The organism is Novosphingobium album (ex Liu et al. 2023), assembly GCF_029076845.1.
GTDB lineage: Bacteria > Pseudomonadota > Alphaproteobacteria > Sphingomonadales > Sphingomonadaceae > Novosphingobium.
Genome location: NZ_JARESE010000056.1, coordinates 92820 through 114467 on the forward strand (window position 1 = coordinate 92820; position 21648 = coordinate 114467).

A 21648-nucleotide genomic window follows, 5' to 3' on the forward strand; every position below is an offset into this window, starting at 1 on the left:
GGAGAGGCCCATGCCCAAGACTATCGACGAGGTGATCGCCGAAGCTGAGATCCGCGACGTGCACTTGCGCTTCTGCCGGGCCAACGACCGCCGCGACGAGGAGCTGATGCGCGGCTGCTTCCACCCCGGCGCGGTGATCGAACTGCACGAGCCGATGGACGTGGACGCCTTCATCGCGCTCGGCCGGGTGATCCTGAGCAAATACACGGTGACATGGCACAACACCGGCAACCAGCTGGTCGAGGTGGACGGCGATGCCGCCTGGGCCGAGCACTACACGATATCCTCGCACCGCATCGCCGCCGACGATAGCGGGCCGGAGCGCGATTTCGTCGCCTATGGCCGCTATATCGACCGGATGGAACGTCGCGAGGGCGCGTGGCGGATCGCGCGGCGCAAGATGCTGGTCGATTTCACCCGCACCGACGCGTTGCTGCCCGACGACCAGGGGCTGGGGAGCTGGGGCGGCACGCGCGACCGCGGCGATCCGTCCTACGCCCTGCGGCTGAGGCCCTGATCGCCCCTCCCGCCTGACCGGCCCGCTCAGCGCCCCTTGAACTGCGGCTTGCGCTTCTCGCCGAAAGCCTTGATGCCTTCGACGAAATCCTCGGTGCGGCCCGCCTCGCGCTGGCCGCGCCGCTCGATGTTGAGCGCGGTCTCGAAGCTGGCATCGAGCGCGTCCCAGGCCATGCGCTTGATGATGCCCAGCGAGCGGGCGCCGCTGGCCAATTCCTTCGCCATGGCCATGGCCTTGTCGTCCAGCTCGGCATCGGGCACGACCATGGTCGCCAGCCCCCATTCCAGCGCCTTTTCCGCCGGCAGCTTCTCGCCCAGCAGCATCATCTGCATCGCGCGCACGCGGCCCACCGCCTTGCTCAGGAGGTAGGACGCGCCGCCATCGGGCACGAGGCCGACATGGCGGAAGGCGCAGAAGAAATAGGCGTTGTCCGACAGCATGACGATATCGCCCGCCGCCGCCAGGCCCGCGCCGAAACCCGCCGCCGGGCCGCGAATGGCGGTGACGACCGGCTGTTCCATCCGCTTGATCGCCACCAGCACAGGATTGAACGCGCGATCGAGCTGGCCGCCCACATCGCGCATCGGATCGTCCAGCATGGCGACCGCATCGGCCAGGTTCGCGCCCGAGCAGAAGCCCTTGCCCTCGCCCGTCACCAGCACCGCGCGCGCCTCGCGCGAAGCGCGATCGAAAGCATCGACCATCTCGTGGCCCATCGCCTCGGTCACGCCGTTCATCGTCCTGGGGTCGTTCAGCGCGATGCGCGCGACCCCGTCCTTCAGCGAATAGAGGATGCGTTCATACGTCATGGGCTGCGCTCCGTTCAGGCCAGCATACCGGAAAGCCGGCCCTGCACGATCGCCTCGGCATCGCCGATGATCCGGTCGATCAGTTCCTGGCAGGTCGGGATATCGTGGATCAGGCCCTGCACCATGCCGGCCCAGAAGATGCCCGCATCGACATCGCCGCTCTTGAGCATCTCGCGGCCGACCGCACCGGCGACGAGGTGCTTGATGTCCTCGAACACCGCGTCCGGGCGGGCCGAGATCTCGACCACCTCGTCGGAGACCGAGTTCTTGCCGACGCGCGCGGTGTTCTTGAACTTGCGGAAGATCAGGTTGGTGCCCCGCTCGTCGTTCTCGACATAGAGCGCCTTGATGTTGTCGTGGATCGGCGCCTCTTTGGTGGCGCAAAAGCGCGTGCCCATGTTGACCCCCTCGGCGCCCAGCGCCAGCGCCGCGACGAGCCCGCGCCCATCGCCGAACCCGCCCGAGGCGAGCATCGGGATATTCACCTTGTCGGCCGCCGCCGGGATCAGGATCAGGCCGGGGATGTCGTCCTCGCCGGGATGGCCGGCGCATTCGAAGCCGTCGATCGAGATGATGTCGCAGCCGTGCCGCTCGGCCGAAAGCGCGTGGCGCACGGCGGTGCACTTGTGCAGGATGGTGACGCCGTGGGGCTTCACCATTTCCCAGATCTCGCGCACTTCCTGCGTGCCGGCGGTCTCGATGATCCTGATCCCGCCGTCGAGCGCGGCCTGGGCATAAGCCTTGTAATCGGGCGGCAGGATCGTCGGCAGCACGGTGATGTTCACCGCGAAGGGCTTGTCGGTCATCGACCGGCAGCGCTCGATCTCCTCGCGCAGCGCTTCGGGGCTCGGCTGGGTCAGCGCGGTCAGCGTGCCCAGCCCGCCCGCGTTCGACACCGCGCTCGCCAGTTCGGCAAGGCCCACGCCCTGCATCCCGCCCTGGACGATGGGATGCTCGATGCCGAGCATTTCGGTAACGCGGGTCTTGAACGCCATGGGTCTCTCCTGGTTGGTCAGGCCGGAATTGGGTTGAACGGCTCGCCTTTGTCTGGCCGGTGGCGCGGGGGCTAAGCCAAGCGGCGCCCGGCATCAAGCGGGCAATGTGGCGCCATCGGGGCCGCGATCACGCTCTGGGGCCGCGCGCCATTCAGAAGATGACGCGGCGAAAATGGGGGTTTTTCATGAGCCGGAGCGCAGCGTACCAAGGGTACGTGAGCACCGGAAGCGCGGAAAATCGCCATTTGCAGGCCGTCAGGGCGGAATGGCGCGCGGCCCTAAAGCCCGGAGACCGGGCCGTTCGCCTCGATCCCCTGGATCACGAAGTCAATGATCGCCTCGCGGATCTCCGCGTCGCTGGCAAGGCCCGGCGGGAACAGCCAGTCACGGAACATGAGGTTGGCCAGCACCGCCGCGAAGGACACGCGCACCATCAGTTCGGGCGCGACTCTGGCATCCTCGCCCACGCGGGCGGCCATCATCGCCTTGCCGCGTTGGAAATAGGCGCGCAGCCCTTCCATCTCGGTGACATTGCCGGCGGTGTCGGGCGAATAGGCCGAAGCGACGATCAGCGACATGAACATGCGCGAATGCCGCTCCATGAAGTCCTGCAATTCGCCGATATAGGCGCGGGCCAGATCGCGCCCCGGACTGGCCCCGGCCGCGCCATCGCCCCTGGTGGCGGTGCTGCGCGCCTGGAACTCGGCGAAATGACGATTGAGCGGCCGGAAGATCGCCGCGCGAAACAGGTCCTGCTTGGAGGCGTAGAACCGGAAGATCTGCGCCTCGGTCACTTCGGCGCGGCGCGCGATGGCGGCGGTGGTGGCGCCGCTGTAGCCCGACAGCTCGAACTCCTCGGCGGCGGCTTCCAGGATGCGATCGGCCACTTCCCCGGAACTGCGCCGGCGGCGGCGCGGCGCGGGCGGGGGTGATGGCGGTGGCTTGGGCAAGCGTTGCTCCGGTCCTGAATTCTCCCAAGGCTTTGGCGCGCCTTGACTTCCCGGTCTAGGCGTTCGGCGCGAACCTGCCAAGAGCGCGCCCTTGCGCTGATCCCGGCCGGCGCCACGATCCCGCCGGCCGTTCCGCCGCAAGAAACGTTCGGGCGATGGTTCGCGCGATGTGAGCCATTGCGTGGCTTTCGTGGTGCTGTACCATCGTTCAACGCGAAAAGACTCACAAGCAAAGAGGTGTGGGAGTGCTCAAATCAGCCGATGGGGGCCTGCGGGCCGTCCCTTTCCCGATAGACGATCCTGAACGGATCCCGGTCCAGCGCTACTTCGACGCGGACTTCTATCAGGCCGAGCTTGATAATCTGTGGCCCCATGTCTGGCAGATGGCCTGCCGCGATGAGCAGATTCCCGAGGTCGGCGACTGGATCGAGTACGAGAACGTCGGCAAGTCGGTGATCGTCGTGCGCACGAAAAGCGGCGTGAAGGCGTTCCACAACGCCTGCCGCCATCGCGGCGTGCCGTTCGCCGGCGGTGCCCCGCTGGGCTCGTCGCACCCCACCGCCCACGGCAACTGCGCCAAGACCGGGTTCGTCTGCCCGTTCCATGGCTGGCGCTGGAACATGGATGGCGAGAACACGCTGGTCTACGGCAAGCACCTGTTCAGCGAACGCCAGATGGATGAGGACGATATCAACCTCATCCCCTGCCGGGCGGAAGTCTGGGGCGGCTGCGTGTGGATCAACCACGATGACGATGCGCCTTCGGTGAAGGAATCGCTGGGCCCGGTGGCGGATCGGCTCGAAGCGCACCACGTGCAGCATCTGCGCGCCGAATGGTGCTATGGCGCGGTGCTTCCCGCCAACTGGAAGATCGCGATGGAAGCCTTCATGGAAGGCTACCATGTGATGCAGACGCATCCGCAGCTCCAGCACGCCGCGCCGATGCTCTATGACGGGATGTACAAGCGGGAACGCAAGCCGGTGCTGGAACTGGCCGATCCCGAGCTTTCGCTGCGCGAGAACATCGATATCCAGATCCGTTCGATGGAACTGCTGAGCGAAGGCATGGCCGGCATGATCCACGAAAAGGAAGTGGAGATCGCCAAGACGCTCGCCGACGTGACCGAGGGGCTGCCCGAGGACAAGAACCTGGCGGTGATGACCTGGCTGGGCATGGTCATGCACCAGATCAGCGAGAAGCTGAAAGCCAAGGGCGAGCCGATCCCCGATCTGTGCGCCGTCTCGCAGTCGGACCCGATCAACGCGGTCGAGTTCCTCTTCCCGCATTACTTCCTGCTGCCCTATTTCAGCTCGATGTCGGCCTATCGCATCCGTCCGCTGGGACCGGAAAGCTGCTTCTTCGAGATCTGGTCGCTCACCTTCTTCCCCGAGGGCGAAGAGCCCGAGCCGGTGATGGAGCCGATCGTGCTGCCTTATGACAGCCCCGATTTCCCGCCGATCCCCCGGCAGGACTATTCGAACATCCCGATCCAGCAGAAGGGCCTGCACGCCAAGGGCTTTGAATTCATGCGCCTGTCGAAGGACGTCGAAGGCCTGATCAGCAATTACCAGCGGATCATCGACGGCTATCTCGCCGGCGTGCCGCAGGACAAGCTGGCCAAGGCGAACAACCTGCTGGGCGGCAATTTCGACGGCAAGATCGCGGAACTCGGCTTCTGAGCCGCGCCTGACTTTGCCTCAAGCCGCGATCAGGGCCTCGGAACCATCGGTTCCGGGGCCCTTTCGCTGGCACGGCGGCCTCACCAGAGCGCGCGCTGCTGATAGGCGCGGCTGCGTTCGCGGATGATCTGCTGGCGCTCATCGGGCGTGACGGTCGCCACGTCGCGGGGCAGTGCCTTCATCAGATCCTTGAGCTTGACCTTCCTGGTACTGGGGATCGGCTGGCTGTCGCACCCGGTCCAGCGGCCCTGGATGATCCCGCGCGGATAGCCGGCGGTATCGAGCCAGTTCTTCACGCCGGGGTCCTTGGCCGAAACGATGATGCGCAGCTTGCCGTCGGAATCAGGCGCGGCCTGCGCGGCGTTGAGGCTGGAATGGTTGTTGGTCCAGTCAGTGGTTTCGTATAGCGCGTTGGTCAGGATCAGCGAGCGGTAACGGCACGTCGCGGGCACCGGGGATTCGACGATCAGTGCTTCGTCGTCGGCCAGATCGTAGACGCCGTCATAATAGAACTGGCTGGCCAGCGCGCCTTCGGGCGGAACCATGACCTTGAACTTGTTGACATAGCCTTCGTCCGCTAGGCTCTGCACGCGGGCGACGAACAGCAGCGCGATGAAATCGGTCGCCTTGGGCAAGGCGCGCAGGCGGGCTTCCAGATCGGCGGCGGAAAGGCGCGGGCGGCCCATCGGCGCGCCCACCCGCTCGATCGCGATGGTGGGCTGGACCTCGCGGCTCCAGTCGGCCTCGACGATCCGCAGCATCAGGCGCGTCGCCTGCGGGCTGAGCTGCCAGAAGTCGCCCGCATGGCCCGCGGGCTTTTCCGGCGCGACCAGCACGTCGAACCGGCCTTCGCCGTCCAGCCTGAGCGTCGAGAGATCGAGGTGCGGCCGGTCGTTGCTGCCCGGCACCACCTGGGCAATCACCGCCAGCGTCGCCGTGCCCTGCCGCCCGGTGATGCGATAGCTTTCGCCCGGCTTGATATTGGCGGTCTTGTAGACGGTATCGGCATTGGGCTGGCCGACGTTCAGCACTTGCCCGATCGAAGGGAGGAAGACCGGCGCGTCGCCATCGGCGCCGATCGCCTCGATCGCCGAAGTGGCCAGCGCTTCGAGCGCCAGCCGGCCCACTTCCTGGCGCACTTGCGGATCGGCGCGCGCTTCGGCGGGCAGCCTTTCCAACATGCGGCCGGGCAGCGTGCGCAGGCTTTCGATCAGCTCGTCCCACCCTTCGACCGGAGATGGCGCGGCAGACGGCGGCGAAGGCGGCGTGGTCCGCGCGGCCGCCTTGTCCTGCGCGCGGCTGGCGAAAGGCATGGCGGCAAGAGCGACAGCGGCAAGGCCAAGCGGCCACAATTGTCGGTTGAAACGCATCGGGCATCCTCCTGCGGCGGTTTCCGCGAAAGGAAGCTGCCGCCACGGGCGGAACCCGTCAACGCCGCGAGCTACGCCCCGGCGGTCAATGCGGCGACGAGTTCGCGCACTTTCTTCTGCCGCCACTGCGGCAGCGGCGCGACAAGCCAGTATCCGCGCCGGCACGGTTCGGGCACGCCCGCGTCCGGCATTCCGCCGCTTGCGGCCAGCGCCCAGGTCAGCAATGCCGGAATCCGCGCCCGGCCCAGCCCGGAAAGCGCGGCGCTGAGCGCCTGGCCCGCATCGCTGACCATGACCGGCGGCTTCGCCTCCTCGCCCGCGCTTTCGCCGTCGCTGCCGGGCGTCGGATCGCCGGGCCAGCCGATCCAGTCACCCTCGCCGATCACCACGCGCTCGGCCGTGCCCAGCGGCACGCCTTCCAGATCGCCCGGCCCCTCGGTCCAGCGCACCGCCAGATCGAGATTGGCCTCGGTGAAATCGGTCATCTCGCCATCGACCAGCACATAGCGTACTTGCGGGTTGGCGCGGCGGAACGCGGCCAGGCGCGGCGCCAGCCAGGCGGCGAAGAATTCGCGCGGCGCGGCGATAGTGTAGACATGGCTGGATTGCCCGGCCTGCATCGCCTGCACCGCATCCTCGAAATGGAGGAACCCGCTGCGCAATGCTTCCAGCCCGGCGCCGGCCTCGTCGGTCAGTTCCAGGCCCTTGCTGGTGCGGCGGAACAGCACGACGCCCAGCAGGTCTTCCAGCGCGCGAATCTGCTGGCCGACTGCGGCGGGCGTGACCGCAAGCTCGTCCGCCGCGCGCGTGAACGACAAGTGGCGCGCCGCCGCGTCGAACACGCGCAGGGCATTGAGAGGCAAATGCGTGCGCTTCATGGCGCTTCCCTATGGCCAAGCCCGTGGCACGGCAATGGCTTAAGCGATTCCCGCTCCGCCGCGCGGTCAGCCCGCGGTGGCGGGAGCGGCCAGCGGGAAATAGGGGATCGCGGCCTTGACCAGCGTGCCGTTCTCGCGGCGAAAGGTGTAATACCCTTCCATGCTGCCTTGCGGCGTGGAGAGCGGGCAGCCCGAAACGTAGTCATGGCTGCGGCCGGGCGCCAGCACGGGCTGCTCGCCCACGACACCGTCACCTTCGACCAGGCTGACCTTGCCGGTGCCATCGGTGATCCGCCAGTGCCGCTTGAGCAGTTGCACCGTCTGGTCGGAATCGTTTTCGATGCGGATGTGGTACACCCAGTACCACTTGCCCGCCTCGATCCGCGACTGCTCCGGCAGGAAATTGACGGCGACGCGCACGACAATCCCATCGGTGATCGCGGTATGTTGAAACAGTTCCTTCATCGCGGAATCGAGCCTAGCGGCGAATCCGCGAGGCGACAACACCATTGGCGCGGCCGACGCAGAGACGTCTGAATTCGCGCCGCAGCCTCAGGAAATCCCGCCGATCGCGCAGCTTAGCGTCCAGCGGAAGCCTTCTGGCGGGTAAGCCACCGTGACCTGGGCGGTCAGCTTCACGCGCGGAACATCGACGATAATGCGGCTGCCGAAGCCCTTGCGGGTGGGTTCGGTCACGACGGGGCCGCCCGTCTCGCGCCAGGCGATGTGGAAGCGCGCGCCAGCGCCGTCGCCGCGATCATCGTCCGTGATGTTCCAGGCGATCTCGACTCGCCCGGTCGGGACGGAGAGCGCGCCGTATTTCATCGCATTGGTCGCCATCTCGTGGATCGCCATGGCCAGCGCCTCGGCCGATCCGGGCGAAAGCAGCACGTCCGGCCCGTCCAGCGTGACCTGCTGCGATCCCTCGCCGGTGAAGCGCAACTGCGCGCGGATCATCTCGCCCACCGGAACGCTCGCCCAGGCCCGGCTGACCAGCACGTCCTGATTGGCGGCGAGCGCTTGGATGCGCTGTTCCAGCCGTTCGACGAAATCGGCATTGTCGGCATCGCCCCGCCGCGCAAGCGACTGGACGATCGCCAGCAGGTTCTTCGAACGGTGGTTGACCTCCTGCAGCAGCAGCTCGATCCGCTGCTCGGCCTCGCGCATCGCCGTCACGTCGGTATTGGTGCCGAACCACCAGAGGATCTCGCCGGCCTCGTCGCGGATCGGCACCGCGCGCGAGAGGAACCAGCGATAATTGCCGTCCGCGCCGCGCAGGGGGAACGAATCCTCCCAGTCCTCGCCGGTGTCCCAGCTATGCTGCAGCTTTGCCACCACGCGATCGACATGGTCGGGGTGGTGCACCGCCTTCCAGCCCCACCCCTGCATCGCTTCCAGCGTGGTTCCGGTGTAATCGAACCAGCGCTTGTTGTACCAGACGACCCAGCCCTTGCCGTCGGCGATCCAGGCAAGCTGGGCGATATTGTCCGCCAGCAGGCGAAAACGCGCCTCGCTGTCGCGCAGCCGGGCCTCGACGCGCTTTTGCGCGGTGATATCGCGAGCGATCTTGCTGGCGGCGACGACTCGCCCCTGGGCATCGAGCACGGGCGAGACGGTGACCGCGACGGCGACTTCGCTGCCGTCCTTTCGCAGCCGCACGGTCTCGAACGTCGGCACACGCTCACCGCGGGTGATGCAGGCGATGATCTCGTCTTCCTCGGCCTGTCTGCCGGCCGGGATGAGAATGCGCACGTTGCGGCCGATCATCTCCTGCGCGGAATAGCCGAAGATGCGCGCGGCCGCGTCGTTCCATGACAGGATGCGCCCGTCGAGCTCTTTGCCGACAATGGCGTCGTCGGTCGATGCGACAATGGCGGCGAGCAGCGCCGCAGGATCGGCGGCGGCCCCGGACTGGCTCAGAGCCCGGCTTTCGCCAGCGCCCGGTCAAGATCCTCGATCAGATCATCCGGGTCTTCCAGGCCGACATTGATTCGCAACATGCCTTCCGAAATGCCCATGGCCTCGCGTCCCTCTGGCCCCATGTTATGATGGGTGGTCGAGGCAGGATGGCACATAAGCGATCGCGAGTCGCCTATGTTGTTCGAAATATCAATCAGTTCCAGCGCATCGAGCACAGCATGCGCTTGCGCCCGGCCGCCATCGAGCACCAGGCTGAAGATCGGCCCGCAATCGTCCATCTGCTTTTTGGCCAGATCGTGCTGCGGGTGGCTTTCCAGCCAGGGATGCAGGATCACCGGCACCCGCCCTTCGATGAAGCGGCCGACCTTGAGCGCGTTCTCGCTTTGCCGCCGCGCGCGCAGGTCCAGCGTTTCCAGTCCCTTGAGCACGACCCAGGCGTTGAACGGCGAAAGGTTCGGGCCGGTATTGCGCTGGAACGGCAGCAGCTTCTCGTTGATGAATTCCTCGGTCCCGCAGACGGCGCCCGCCAGCACGCGGCCCTGCCCGTCCATCAGCTTGGTCGCCGAATAGGCCACGACATCGGCGCCGAATTCCAGCGGGCGCTGCAAGGCCGGAGTGCAGAACGCATTGTCGATCACGGTGGTGATGCCGTGCGCGCGGGCGATGGCGCAGATCGTTTCGAGATCGGCGATATCCATTGTCGGGTTCGCCGGCGTCTCGAAGAAGAAGACCCTGGTGTTCGGCCGGATCGCCGCTTCCCAGGCAGCATTGTCGCGCGCGTCCACCACGGTTACGTCCACGCCGAAGCGCGGCAGCAGGTGATCGCCCAGCCAGCGGCACGAACCGAACGCGGCACGCGCGGACACCATGTGGTCGCCGGCGCTGAGCTGGCACAGCAACGCCGCGGTCATCGCCGCCATGCCCGATGCCTGGACCCGGCAAGCCTGAGCCCCTTCCAGCAGCGCGATCCGCTCTTCCAGCATCGCCACGGTGGGGTTCTGCAGGCGCGAATAGGTCATGCCCTCCTGCTCGCCGGCGAAGCGCGCGGCCACGGTCGCGGCATCGTCGTACGAATAGCCCGAGGTGAGGAACAGCGCCTCGCTGGTTTCACCCTGCTCGGAGCGCCAGGTGCCGCCGCGCACCGCGCGGGTGGCGGGACGCCATCTGGTCGTCTGCGAGCGGTCTTGTCCGGTCGTGCGTTTCATGGCTGCGGCTCTACGTGCGGGCAAAGCCTTGCGCAAGCAGGGCGCGCGGTTTTCCCGGCTTGCGGGCGCAAGCGATCGTGCTATCGCAGCGCCTCGATGCTGCAAGCCGCAAGAACCGACCGCGATCCGCTTGGCTGGTGCATGCTGATCGCGGCGCTGTTCGGGATCATCGCGGCGCACCGCATCGGCTTTCCTTCGACATTCTATTTTGACGAGATCCACTACGTTCCGGCCGCGCGCAAGCTGCTGGAGCTGATGCCGGCCAACCGCGAGCATCCGCTGCTGGGCAAGGAGCTGATCGCGGCCTCGATCCACTGGCTGGGCGACCGGCCACTGGCCTGGCGGCTGCCGTCGCTGCTGTTCGGGACGATCGGCCTGTTCGCCTTCGGCCGCCTGGTGTGGTGGGCCAGCCGGCGGCGCCTAGCCACGATCATGGCCACGGCCCTGCTGGCGACGAACTTCATGTGGTTCATCCAGAGCCGGATCGCCATGCTCGACATGGTCGAGGCGGGGCTGGGCATGGTCGGGCTGTGGCAATTCGCTGCCGCGCTGCGCGCACCGGCTCGCCACGCGCGCTGGCGGCTGGCGGCGAGCGGGCTGGCGCTGGGCCTGGCGCTGGGCGCGAAGTGGAGCGTGCTGCCCGCCGCGATCCTGCCGGGCCTTGCCTTCCTGTGGCTGCGCTGGCGCGAGGCCGGTTGGAAAATCATGGGCACGCGCGGCGCCGGCCCGATTCCCGGCATCTCGCTGGCCGAGGCGGCGTGGTGGCTCGGCCTGTTCCCGCTCATGGTTTATTGGGCGACTTTCGCGCCGGCCTTCTTCTATCACGAGCAGCCGGTCAGCCCCTGGGGCGTGATCGAGCAGCACCGCTACATGATCCAGTTGCAGGACAGCGTGCGCCGGCTGCACCCCTATCGCAGCGTCTGGTACCAGTGGGTGGCGAACTGGCGGGCGATCTGGTTCCTCTATGAGAACATCGACGGCGCGCAGCGCGGCATCGTGCTGATCGGCAATCCCTTCTCGATGCTGGCCGGGCTGCCCGCGCTGGCCTGGTGCGCCTGGGCGGGCCTATGGCGCCGACGCGGCGACGCGGCCGCTTTCGTCGTGCTCTATGTCGCGTGCCTGGGCATCTGGGCGGTGAACGGCAAGCCGATCCAGTTCTATTACCACTACCTGCTGCCCGGCGCCTTCCTGATGGCCTGCCTGGCGCTGGCGCTCGACGCCTTGTGGCAAAGGAGGGATCGCTGGCGCTGGCTGACGCCCGCCGCGCTGATCGCCGCGTTCGCCATGGCGGCTTATTTCTATCCGATCATTTCGGCCGCGGCGCTGCATGGCGGCAAGCAATCCTATGCCCGCTGGATGTGGCTGCATAGCTGGCGCTGAGGCGAGCGGCGGGTTCCCCCGGCCGCTCGCCCCCGAACCGGCGTTCAGGCGGCCACGCTCTGGCGCTGGCTGAACACCGCCATCAGCGACTGCCACTTGGCCAGCGTCATCGAGGACAGGTATTCGGCCTGCATTTCAGGCGTGAGCACTTCGACCAGGCATTCGCCTTCGAGCCACAGCTCGATCACGTCGAACATGTCGCCGCGCCGGCAGATCTTCGCCGGCCAGCCCTCGCGCAGCGCGATGCGGAACACGTCCTGACGGGCCAGGGCGGTCGCCAGCGCGAAATGCGTCGCGGTGGGGCCGCCCTCGCCCGCCACGGCGACCAGTTCGTCCTCACCCTCGCCTTCGACCAGCCGGGTCCCGCGCGGATAGACTTCGACCAGCGTGTTGCGATCATCGCCCGCCATGGCCACCCAGCTGCCTTCGGCAACCGGCGGAAAGGGCGTGGCGATACCACCCATCAGTCCGGCCAGCGCCGTGGCGACGCGGCGCGGATCGTGGGCATCTATGGAAACGTGAAACAGCATGTGTCTTCTCCCGGACATTGAGGTTGCCGGGCCAAAGACGAACCCCGCCGGGGGGACAATATCGCTTCCGTCAAACAGCCAACCGCCATCGACGAAACGCTTGGCGGATCAGTACTTGCCCCAGACGAACTTCGACGAGAGCGCGAAATTCCACACCGAGGCAATGACGATGCCGGTCAGCGCGGCGGGATATTCGTGGATGCCGTAATGGACCAGGATCGCGGCCACGCCGACATTGGCGGTAAGGCCAACGAAGCAGGTCATGCCGAACTTGGCCCAGCCGCGCACCAGCGGCACGAAGCCGGTCAGCCGCTTGTCGGCATAGGTCAGCGCGTTGTTGAGGAAGAAGTTGAATGTCATCGCGGTCACAGCCGCGACTGTCTGGCCCACCTCGAACGAGGAGACGAGCTGCCCGCGCATCGGCATACCGCCGAAAATGCCCAGGAACGCGGCCAGCACCGCCATGTGGACGACCACGCCCATCGCGCCGATCGTGCCGAACAGCGCGAAGCGGGTGGGGATGACGCGGCCCAGCCACTTGTCATAGAGGCCGACGAGGAACTCGAACACGACCGTGCGGTCGAGCTTGCTTTCACCCTCCGCGCGGGCGGCGAAAGCCAGCGGGAATTCCTTGACGCGCAACGGGCTCTCCACAGTAGCGAGAATATCGAGCAGGATCTTGAAGCCGACGCCGGACAGGCGATGGGCATCGGCGCGCAGGGTTTCGGCGCGCAGCATGAAATAGCCGCTCATGGGATCGGACAGGGTCACGCCCGTCACCCGGCGGGCAAGGCTGTTGGCCAGCCCCGATGCCTTGACCCGATCGGGCCGGTGCCACGCATCGGTGCTGGCTCCGGCGCAGAAGCGCGAGGCATAGGCGAGATCGTATTCGCCCGAAGTGATCGCCTGGAGCATTCCGGGCAGCAGCTTCGGATCATGCTGGTGATCGGCGTCCATCACCGCGACGACGGGCGCGGCGGTGGCGCACATGCCCTCTATCGCGGCCGAGGCCAGGCCGCGCCGGCCGATCCGCTGGATCACGCGGATGCGCGGATCGCGCAGCGAGATCGCCCGTGCCTCGTCCGAAGTGCCGTCCGGGCTGTTGTCATCGACGATGATCGCTTCCCAGGCGATGCCCTGCAAGGCCGCGTCCAGGCGATCGACCAGCGGCGCAAGGTTGTTGCGCTCGTTCAGCGTGGGCAGCACGATCGCCAGCTCCAGCGGCTTGGCGGCGGCATCGACGGCCTGGACAAGATCGGAACGGGTCAGGTTCATATTCCGCGCATTATAAGGTAAATCTGAAGAAGACATTGCCCGCAATTACAGTGCCGCGACGACCGCGTCACCGATTTCTCGCGTGCCGGCGGTTCCCCCCAGATCGCCCCCGCGCACGCCCTGGGCAAGCGCCTTTGAGACCGCCGCCTCGATCCGGGACGCTTCGGCTTCCATTTGATAACTGTGCCGCAGCAGCATCGCGGCCGAGAGGATCGTCGCCATCGGGTTGGCCAGGCCCTTGCCCGCGATGTCGGGGGCGCTGCCGTGGATCGGCTCGTAAAGCCCGTAAGTCCCTTCCGCCAGCGAGGCCGAGGCCAGCAGCCCGATCGAGCCGACGCACATGCTGGCCTGATCGGACAGGATATCGCCGAACAGGTTGCCGGTGACGATGACGTCGAACTGGCCCGGATTCTTGACGAGCTGCATCGCCGCATTGTCGACGTACATGTGGCTGAGGTGGACTTCGGGAAATTCGGCCGAAACCTCGATCACCACGTCGCGCCAGAGCTGCGAGGTTTCGAGCACGTTGGCCTTGTCCACCGAGCAGAGCCGCTTGTGCCGCCCCATCGCGGCGGTAAACGCGGTGCGCGCGATGCGGCGCACCTCGTCCTCGGCATAGGACATGATGTCATAGCCCTGGCGCCGCCCGTCCTCCAGGATGCGCACGCCCTTCTCGCCGAAGTAGACGTCGCCGTTCAGCTCGCGCACGATCAGCAGGTCAATCTTCGCGGCCACTTCCGGGCGCAGCGTGGTCAGGTCTTCCAGGCCCTTGAACACGGTGGCCGGGCGCAAGTTGGCGAAAAGGCCCAGTTCCTTGCGCAGCCCCAGGATCGCCTGCTCGGGCCGCAAGTGGCGTTCAAGCCCGTCGCAATCGAAATCGCCCACCGCGCCGAACAGGATCGCGTCGCACGAGCGCGCGATAGCCAGCGTTTCGGCCGGCAGCGGATGGCCGTGCTTGCGATAGGCGGCCGCGCCGACATCGCCTTCGACCAGTTCGAGCCCGGGCAGCGCCAGCGCTTCGAGCACGCGAACCGCCTGCTGCGTCACTTCCGGGCCGATCCCGTCCCCTGCAAAAACCGCGATGCGCATCTGGCCCCTCGTTGCTGCTAGCCGCCTTCGATCCGTGCCAGCCGCTCCCGCAGCATGGCGCGCGCCGCCATAACACCGCTTCGCCGATCGGCAAGCAGGTAGCGCTCCAGATAGGCGCCAAGTCGATCAAAGGTTGTGAGAATCACCGGCCAGTCGTCCCGCTCGGGGCGCGGCACGGGGGCGCCATAGCCCAGTTCGCGCAGGATCAGCACTTCGTAGGACAGCAGCGGCATGGCCCAGCCGCGCGCCGATGGGGCGACGCAGATCGCATCGAGCAGCGCGGCCAGGGCATCGAACAGGGCGGGAAACGGCTGGTGTTCGGGCAGCGCGGTCGCGGTCAGCGCGGTGGCCCAGGTGATGCCGGCGGCGGGCAGCGGCTCGCTCAGCCAGGGGCCCCGGCTTTCGATCAGCTCGATCCGGGCGAAGGGCAGCTGGCTGGACGATCGCGCGCGGATCTCGGCCGCGACGAGGGTGCCGGGGATCAGCAGCGGCCGCAAGTGCCGCCCCCTGCCCCCGGCGACATAGCCCGCGACCACGCCATGGTCGTGCGTCAGCAGCCGCGCGATCACGGCGGTCTCGCCGTGCGGCCGGGCCGCGCAGACGATCGCGGGCGCGCTGATCTCCATCAAGGCTGTGTGGACGCCGCGGCCCTCAGCCGCAAGCCGGCGATGGCCGGACGCGCGAACCGGGCGTTAGTCGCCCGGGTTCAGCCTGGCTTCGAGTTCGTCGATCCGCTTCTTCAGCGTCTCGGCTTCCTCGCGGGCGCGGGCGGCCATTTCCTTCACCGCGTCGAATTCCTCGCGGCTGACGAAGTCCATGTCCCCCATCAGTTCCTTGAACCGCTCCCGCGCGGAATCGCGCGCCTCGCGGCCCATGCCGGCCAGCGTGCCGGCGGCGCTGTTCATCAGCTTGACGAAATCGGCGACAAAGGGGTTTTCGCTTTGCATGGCGCCTAGATGGGACAATCCGCGCGCGGCTGCAAGGGATCAGAACGTGATCCGCTGCACCGCCCCGCTCAGCTCGACGCCATCCAGCCGGGGATTGGCCTCCAGGATCGTCCAGTTGAGATAGGTCGCGAACAGCGCCCACAGCAGGTAGGGCACCAGCAGCAGCGCCGCCACCGGGCGCACGCGCTGGAACAGCACGATCGTGGCGATCACCGCGATGTCGAGCAGTCCGATCACCACCAGCGCGCCCGAAAGCCGGTGCGCGCCGAAGAACACCGGCGACCAGGCCAGGTTGAGCACGAGCTGCACGGCAAAGACCGTCAGCGCCGTCACGCGCCCCGGCGCGCCGCGCGCGGCCGCGATCATCGCGCAGGCCAGGCCCATCAGCACATAAAGCACGCTCCACACGATCGCGAACGTCACCGGCGGGGGAAAGGCGGCCGGCTTGACCAGCGCGTTGAACCAGGCGCCGCCGGCATCGCTGCCCGCGATCCGGCCCGAAAGCAGGCCGAGAAGAAGAACGGAGGGAACGAGAAAAAGCGCCCAGCGGAAATAGCCCGCGCGCAACTGGCCTGACGAGGCAATCACGTTCATTCCCGTGCGGTCTCCCGAATCACGTGTTCGTGCGTGGTTGTGACGTCATGCGGGCGAACACGCAATCGTCAGCCACCACGCTGTGCCGAGACGAGAAATTCCACATTTCCTTCAGGCCCCTTGATCGGGCTTTCCACGATTCCCTCGACCGTCCAGCCGGTGGCTTCCAGCCATGCGCGCACTTCGCCGCAGACCCGATCGTGCAGCGCCGGATCGCGCACCACGCCGCCCTTGCCCACTTCGCCGCGCCCCACTTCGAACTGCGGCTTGATCAGCGCCACCAGCCGGCAGCGCGGCGCGGCCAGCCGCAAGGGCACTTCCAGCACTTTGGCAAGGCCGATGAAGCTGGCATCGCACACCACCCAGTCACAAGCCGCGTCGATCAGTTGCGGCGTCAGCACGCGGGCGCTGGTCTGTTCCAGCACGGTGACGCGCGGGTCCTGCCGCAATTTCCAGGCAAGCTGGTTGGTACCCGAATCGACCGCGAAGACGCGCGCCGCCCCGTTCGCCAGCAGCACGTCGGTAAAGCCGCCGGTCGAGCTGCCGATGTCCATCGCCGTGGCCCCGGTGGGATCGAGGCCGAAATGGGCCAGCGCGTGCGCCAGCTTGATCCCCCCGCGCGAGACCCAGGGATGATCGCGCCCGCGCACCTCCAGAGGCGCATCGGCCCGCAGCGTCTGGCCCGGCTTGGCGATTTTCGTCTCGCCCGAAAACACCAGCCCGGCCAGCACCAGCGCCTGCGCGCGCGTGCGGCTTTCGGCATGGCCGCGATCGACCAGCAACTGGTCGACACGGGTTTTTTCGGCAAGGCGGGGCTTGGAAGCGCTGGTCATGGGCAAAGCGGTCTTGTGGTCAAAGGCGACTGATCCCATACGGGCGCGATGAAGGCAAATCCGCGCCTGCGCCCACTTCGCGCTCCCCTCGCCCCCCTGCTTGCCGCCGCCGCGACGATGCTGGCGCTGGCCGGCTGTTCGGAGCGCGGCATCGTTCCGGCGCCCGTGCCCACGCCAACCTCCACGCCCACGCGCGCGCCTCCCCCGCTGCCATCGCCGCCCGCCAACTGGCGCGATGCGCCGATCACGCCGGGCGACTGGGCCTTGAGCGCAAACGCCAGCCAGTCGGCCGCAAGCTTCGCCGGCGGGCAACTGGTGCTGCGCTGCGACTTGCCCCAGCGCACGGTGACGCTGCTGCGCGCCGGTACGGGGACGGCCATGGGTACGGGCCAAGTGCCGATGACCGTGACGACCGAAACGGTGACTCGCCCGCTGACCGGCACCGCGCAGGGCGGCCCGGCGCCGGCCATCGCGATCACTTTCAGCGCGCGCGATCCGCTGCTTGACGCGATGGCCTTCAGCCGGGGCCGATTCATGGTCGAGGCCGCGGGACTGCCCGCGCTCTACGTGCCAAGCTGGCCGGAAGTGAGCCGCGTGATCGAGGATTGCCGCTAGGGAATCGAAGGCGCCCGGCCGCTTGCCGGCACTGCTTCGAAAAGGCTGGGGAGAACCGGCCGGAAGTCCCGATACTGACGGCAAAAAAAATCTTTGCAAGACTTGTTGTGCGCTGCGGAATCATACAGAAATTCCCTCAAGGCAGGATGAGCTGGCAGGGCCTCCCCCGCAGTTGTCCGCCCCAGCCGTGAAAGCGGCGATCTGGCTCAACAGCGCGAAAGGAGGTGATCCGATGTCTCATGGTTCAGCAGAGAGGTCGGCTAAATCCGTCGCGAGGCATTATCGCTGAAAAATCAGTAAGCGATAAAGGTTTCGCTGGCGGCACTTCCGGCCGCTGACCATGCGAAGGGCCGCACCGGGTTTCCGGGGCGGCCCTTCTCATTTTTCGCCCTTCCCATTAGGCGCAAGAGCCGCGCCGGGCGGCAGGCGATGCGCCCGCTCAGGGCGCCCGCTCAGGGCAGCGAATAGCCCACGGTCGACTGCGCGATCAGCCGCTCCGGCGTGCGCTGCCAGATCCGCACGTCCACGCTGGCCAGCCGTCGCCCCAGCTTGAGGATCTGTGCATCCGCGATGATCGGCTCGAACCGGCAGGCGCGCAGGAACGTGATCGACAGCGAATGCGTCACCGCCATCGCCTCGGGGCCGTGATGCGCCGCGATCACGCCATAGGCCGCGACATCGACCAGCGCCATGATCGCCGGGCCCGAAACGATATCGCCCGGCCGCCGCATCGACGGATCGGGATCGAGCCGCATCCGCAGATGGTTGAGCGCCAGGCTCTGCACTTCGCCAAGCAGCGACCGTGTCGCCGGCGGAAACGCCGCGTCGAGGAAGGCCGTGACCTCGTCGGCGTTCAATTTCAGGTCCAGGGTCTGTGTCGTTGCCATAAGGCCCCATAGCGGCCCCGCGCGGCGACGGCCATTGGCGCGTGACGGAACGCGCCGGGCGGTGTATCAGCGCTTCCCGGAAGCTTGAGGCCGGATCGCCTCGCCCGCGCCCCGCGCCAATTTGCCTCGCTCGCCCGGCGTGCTAAGACTAGCAGCGCGCGATGGAATATTTCTTTCCTATTGCACTTTGCGCAATTTTCGTTCAACGGCACTGCACCGCTCAACTTGAAGGAATCCCGTTCGATGGCGACTCTCGCCGATGCCGGCCTGCAATTCACCTCTCTGCCCCACCCTGCCCCGATGAGCGCCGAGCGACGCGCGCAGGTGCTGGCCAATCCGGGCTTCGGCACGAACTTTTCCGATCACATGGTCTCCATCGACTGGACGGAGGGGCAAGGCTGGCATGATGCGACCGTCGGCCCGCGCCAGCCGATCGCGCTCGATCCGGCGGCGGCGGTGCTGCACTATGCGCAGGAGATCTTCGAGGGGCTGAAGGCCTATCGCCAGGCCGACGGCGGCATCGCCCTGTTCCGCCCCATGGCCAATGCCGCGCGGTTCAACCAGTCGGCCGCGCGTCTGGCCATGCCGGCGCTGCCCGAAGAGGTGTTCGTCGAATCGGTGCGCCAGCTTGTCGCCGCCGATCGCGACTGGTTCCCCACGGTGGAGGGCGGCTCGCTCTACTTGCGTCCCTTCATGATCGCGACCGAGGCATTCCTGGGCGTGCGCCCGGCCAGGCAGTACAAGTTCCTCGTGATCGCCAGCCCGGCCGGCAACTATTTCAAGTCCGGCGCGCCGGCCGTCTCGATCTGGGTGAGCGAATATACCCGCGCCGCGCCCGGCGGCACGGGCGCGGCCAAATGCGGCGGCAACTATGCCGCCAGCCTGGTGCCGCAAGGCGAGGCGATCGCGCGCGGGCACGATCAGGTCGTGTTCCTCGATGCCGCCGAGCACAAGTGGATCGAGGAACTGGGCGGCATGAACCTCTATTTCGTGTTCGACGACGGCACGCTGCTGACCCCGGAGCTGACCGGCACGATCCTGCCCGGCATCACGCGCGACAGCCTGCTGACGCTGGCGCGCGACGAAGGGCTCACCGTGCGCGAAGGCCGCTACAGCCTGGACCAGTGGCGCGAGGATGCTGCTTCGGGCAAGCTGGTCGAAACATTCGCCTGCGGCACGGCCGCGGTGGTGACGCCGGTGGGCAAGGTCGCCAGCCGCGATGGCGAATTCACGGTCGGCTCGGGCGGCCCCGGCCAGCTCACGCAGCGGCTGAAGGACCGGCTCGTCTCGATCCAGCGCGGCCAGGCCGCCGATCCGCACGGCTGGGTGACGAAGCTGGGCTGAGGGATCCCCTCCCCCGGCGTTTCAGGCGCCGGCGGGTGTCCGGGTGATCGGCAGGAAGGCGCGGTAGCCGGCGTGCACGGCTTCCGCGTCGCACTGCATTTCCTCGGCCAGGCTGACGTGGGCCAGGCTCAGCATCAGGTTCATCAGCCGCTGGTCGTCGGCATCGAACGCGGCAAAGCCCTTGGCGTCGAGATAATCGAGCGCGGGCCGCAGCGAGCCGGCCGCCGCCGCGAAGAACGCCTTGCGGTCTTCCACGGGCGCCGCCCCGCGCCATGTGGCGCGCGCGGCCGAGCCCTCCAGCGCCCATGCCGCCACGAACGGCTCCAGGCCGGCGAAGCCTTCCGGCAATGTCGCTGCCCCGGCCATCACGCGAACTCCCGCTTGACCGCCAGTTCGGCGCGATAGGTCTCGACCATTTCCGTCACGGTGTTGAACAGGTGGCGGCACAGCGCTTCCTGATCCTGGAAATGGATGTGCTTCAGCGCGCCGCTGGCCAGCCCGCGCTGGCCGCGCTCGATCACCGAGCGGTCTTCGCTGTGCACGTCGCGCGCGGTGGCCATGACATATTCGCGCGCGAAGCGCTCGCTGGGTGTCTCGTCCTCGCCGATCCAGTAGAGCCGGATCACCCCGCGCGACTTGTCCGCCGCGATCGGCATCACCGTGTGCGAGAAATGCTGCACGGGAGAGCCGAACAGGAAGAAGTTGGGAAACAGCGCGATATAGTCCTTCACCGTCGTCGAGCCGAGCAGCCCGTCCTCGGCTGCGCAGCGCCCCGCCTTTTCGAAGGCGATGGCCTGGACCGGATGCGGCGCGGGCATGTTGGGATTGTCCCAGATGCGCTGCGTGCGATGCGGCCCGTGAAAGCCATAGGCGGTGGGATAGCCGAACGGATTGTCATTGCTGCACACCGGCCGCGCCGCCGCCGGATGAATGAAGCGCAAGTGGTAGTTTTCCTGGAAGTTATCGTAGGTCAGCTTCCAGTTGGCGTCGATCTCATAGACATATTCCGAAAACGTCGTCGCGCGCGCGACGGGCATCCGGTCCAGCGTCTCGGCCAGCGGGCCCAGCCAGTCGCGCGCCGTGCTTGCGGGCTCGCCAAGGTGGATGAAGATCAGCCCCGCCACCACTTCCACCGCCACCCCGGGCAGCGCGCATTCCGCCTTGCCGATGTGGAACTGCTCGAAATCGGGCGCGGACAGCAGGCTGCCGTCCTGCCCGAACGTCCACATGTGGTAAGGGCAGCTGAAGGTCGCCTGCCGCCCGGCTTCCGCCTCGACAAGCTGGGTGCCCCGGTGCGTGCAGACGTTGTGGAACGCGCGGATCGTATCGTCCCGGCCCCGCACGATCAGCACCGAAGCCTTGAGCACTTCCACTTCGCGGCGGATGAAGCTGCCGCGTTCGGGCAGTTCGCAGACATGGCCGACCTGCAGCCAGCTTCGGCGGAACACCGCCTCGCGCTCCAGCTCGAACCAGGCCGGATCGTAATAGGGCCCGGTCGGGACGGGGCCTGTGCCGAGCCACGCGACTTCGTTCCGGCCGACGCGCGCAAAAGTGGGGGTGTGCGTGTTCATGGCATCCTCTCCCCGCCGCTCTGGGTCAAGGAGACTCGGCGGCGACTGGAGGCAACATATCACCGCCCGAACTTTTTACAACATATGTGTCGTAAAAATAGCTTCTAGAGCGTTTTTACAATGAGCGGAGCCGCTCCTGCCCCTGGTTGCCGCCTTTTCCGGGCCGTTCGCCGTAAACAGTCAACTTGAAAATGCTCTAGTGTGGTGAATCTGAAGTTCGCTATCGTTTAGACTCAATTTTGCGCGACGATTGTTTCCTG

23 protein-coding genes are annotated in these 21648 nt (G+C 67.1%); 5 read left to right on the plus strand and 18 right to left on the minus strand.

What is annotated here, in order from left to right:
* The first annotated feature begins 10 nt into the window (after positions 1-10).
* Positions 11-517 carry a nuclear transport factor 2 family protein gene (locus tag PYV00_RS16540; protein ID WP_275229411.1) on the plus strand — a complete coding sequence of 169 codons (507 nt, stop codon included), beginning with the start codon at positions 11-13 and terminating at the stop codon, positions 515-517.
* A gap of 26 nt (positions 518-543) precedes the next feature.
* On the opposite strand, the gene PYV00_RS16545 is transcribed toward PYV00_RS16540, so the two are convergent.
* The 3 genes from PYV00_RS16545 to PYV00_RS16555 all read right to left on the minus strand — a co-directional run bounded on the left by PYV00_RS16545 (position 544) and on the right by PYV00_RS16555 (position 3271).
* Positions 544-1326, minus strand: a complete 783-nt coding sequence (locus tag PYV00_RS16545) for an enoyl-CoA hydratase-related protein (RefSeq protein ID WP_275229412.1) — start codon at positions 1324-1326, stop codon at positions 544-546.
* A 14-nt stretch (positions 1327-1340) separates the two neighbouring features.
* A complete protein-coding gene (locus PYV00_RS16550) occupies positions 1341-2321 on the minus strand; it encodes an NAD(P)H-dependent flavin oxidoreductase (RefSeq protein ID WP_275229413.1) in 981 nt (326 codons plus the stop codon).
* 278 nt (positions 2322-2599) lie between these two features.
* Positions 2600-3271: a TetR/AcrR family transcriptional regulator gene (locus tag PYV00_RS16555; RefSeq protein ID WP_275229414.1), complete on the minus strand. Its 672-nt coding sequence runs from the start codon at positions 3269-3271 to the stop codon at positions 2600-2602.
* 245 nt (positions 3272-3516) lie between these two features.
* Here PYV00_RS16555 and PYV00_RS16560 point away from each other — a divergent pair, with 245 nt between their 5' ends.
* Positions 3517-4950 (plus strand): aromatic ring-hydroxylating oxygenase subunit alpha, encoded by a 1434-nt coding sequence (locus PYV00_RS16560; protein WP_275229415.1) that lies wholly within the window; start codon positions 3517-3519, stop codon positions 4948-4950.
* A gap of 80 nt (positions 4951-5030) precedes the next feature.
* Here PYV00_RS16560 and PYV00_RS16565 read toward each other — a convergent pair whose 3' ends face one another.
* The 5 genes from PYV00_RS16565 to PYV00_RS16585 all read right to left on the minus strand — a co-directional run bounded on the left by PYV00_RS16565 (position 5031) and on the right by PYV00_RS16585 (position 10323).
* Positions 5031-6320, minus strand: a complete 1290-nt coding sequence (locus PYV00_RS16565; protein ID WP_275229416.1) for a hypothetical protein — start codon at positions 6318-6320, stop codon at positions 5031-5033.
* Positions 6321-6391: 71 nt separating this feature from the next.
* Entirely contained in the window at positions 6392-7198 is an 807-nt protein-coding gene (locus PYV00_RS16570; RefSeq protein ID WP_275229417.1) for a LysR family transcriptional regulator, read from the minus strand.
* Positions 7199-7264: 66 nt separating this feature from the next.
* Positions 7265-7663, minus strand: a complete 399-nt coding sequence (gene apaG, locus PYV00_RS16575; protein ID WP_275229418.1) for a Co2+/Mg2+ efflux protein ApaG — start codon at positions 7661-7663, stop codon at positions 7265-7267.
* Between the two features lie 87 nt (positions 7664-7750).
* Entirely contained in the window at positions 7751-9118 is a 1368-nt protein-coding gene (locus tag PYV00_RS16580; RefSeq protein ID WP_275229434.1) for a PAS domain S-box protein, read from the minus strand.
* Positions 9115-10323 (minus strand): trans-sulfuration enzyme family protein, encoded by a 1209-nt coding sequence (locus PYV00_RS16585; protein ID WP_275229419.1) that lies wholly within the window; start codon positions 10321-10323, stop codon positions 9115-9117. Before PYV00_RS16585 ends, PYV00_RS16580 begins: the two co-directional genes overlap by 4 nt.
* 96 nt (positions 10324-10419) lie before the next feature.
* Here PYV00_RS16585 and PYV00_RS16590 point away from each other — a divergent pair, with 96 nt between their 5' ends.
* On the plus strand, positions 10420-11703 hold the full coding sequence (locus tag PYV00_RS16590) for a phospholipid carrier-dependent glycosyltransferase (protein WP_275229420.1): 1284 nt from the start codon (positions 10420-10422) through the stop codon (positions 11701-11703).
* A 44-nt stretch (positions 11704-11747) separates the two neighbouring features.
* Here PYV00_RS16590 and PYV00_RS16595 read toward each other — a convergent pair whose 3' ends face one another.
* The 7 genes from PYV00_RS16595 to PYV00_RS16625 form a co-directional block, all read right to left on the minus strand.
* Entirely contained in the window at positions 11748-12233 is a 486-nt protein-coding gene (locus PYV00_RS16595; protein ID WP_275229421.1) for a hypothetical protein, read from the minus strand.
* A gap of 108 nt (positions 12234-12341) precedes the next feature.
* Entirely contained in the window at positions 12342-13508 is a 1167-nt protein-coding gene (locus PYV00_RS16600) for a glycosyltransferase (protein WP_275229422.1), read from the minus strand.
* Between the two features lie 45 nt (positions 13509-13553).
* Positions 13554-14597 carry a 3-isopropylmalate dehydrogenase gene (gene leuB, locus PYV00_RS16605; protein WP_275229423.1) on the minus strand — a complete coding sequence of 348 codons (1044 nt, stop codon included), beginning with the start codon at positions 14595-14597 and terminating at the stop codon, positions 13554-13556.
* Between the two features lie 17 nt (positions 14598-14614).
* A complete protein-coding gene (locus PYV00_RS16610) occupies positions 14615-15223 on the minus strand; it encodes a recombination protein O N-terminal domain-containing protein (protein ID WP_275229424.1) in 609 nt (202 codons plus the stop codon).
* Between the two features lie 66 nt (positions 15224-15289).
* Complete coding sequence (locus PYV00_RS16615; protein WP_275229425.1) at positions 15290-15544, minus strand: accessory factor UbiK family protein; 255 nt, start codon at positions 15542-15544, stop codon at positions 15290-15292.
* Between the two features lie 39 nt (positions 15545-15583).
* Positions 15584-16138, minus strand: a complete 555-nt coding sequence (locus PYV00_RS16620; RefSeq protein ID WP_275229426.1) for a TspO/MBR family protein — start codon at positions 16136-16138, stop codon at positions 15584-15586.
* A 68-nt stretch (positions 16139-16206) separates the two neighbouring features.
* On the minus strand, positions 16207-16971 hold the full coding sequence (locus PYV00_RS16625) for a TlyA family RNA methyltransferase (RefSeq protein ID WP_275229427.1): 765 nt from the start codon (positions 16969-16971) through the stop codon (positions 16207-16209).
* A gap of 48 nt (positions 16972-17019) precedes the next feature.
* On the opposite strand from PYV00_RS16625, the gene PYV00_RS16630 reads away from it, so the two are divergent.
* Positions 17020-17586, plus strand: a complete 567-nt coding sequence (locus PYV00_RS16630) for a hypothetical protein (protein ID WP_275229428.1) — start codon at positions 17020-17022, stop codon at positions 17584-17586.
* Between the two features lie 452 nt (positions 17587-18038).
* Here the strand turns inward: PYV00_RS16630 and PYV00_RS16635 are convergent, their stop codons facing one another.
* Positions 18039-18473 (minus strand): PaaI family thioesterase, encoded by a 435-nt coding sequence (locus PYV00_RS16635; protein WP_275229429.1) that lies wholly within the window; start codon positions 18471-18473, stop codon positions 18039-18041.
* 243 nt (positions 18474-18716) lie between these two features.
* On the opposite strand from PYV00_RS16635, the gene PYV00_RS16640 reads away from it, so the two are divergent.
* Positions 18717-19817: a branched-chain amino acid aminotransferase gene (locus PYV00_RS16640; RefSeq protein ID WP_275229430.1), complete on the plus strand. Its 1101-nt coding sequence runs from the start codon at positions 18717-18719 to the stop codon at positions 19815-19817.
* Positions 19818-19838: 21 nt separating this feature from the next.
* On the opposite strand, the gene PYV00_RS16645 is transcribed toward PYV00_RS16640, so the two are convergent.
* Positions 19839-20183, minus strand: coding sequence for a hypothetical protein (locus PYV00_RS16645; protein WP_275229431.1), 345 nt, complete (start codon positions 20181-20183; stop codon positions 19839-19841).
* Complete coding sequence (locus PYV00_RS16650; protein ID WP_275229432.1) at positions 20183-21388, minus strand: aromatic ring-hydroxylating oxygenase subunit alpha; 1206 nt, start codon at positions 21386-21388, stop codon at positions 20183-20185. Before PYV00_RS16650 ends, PYV00_RS16645 begins: the two co-directional genes overlap by 1 nt.
* Positions 21389-21648 lie beyond the last annotated feature (260 nt).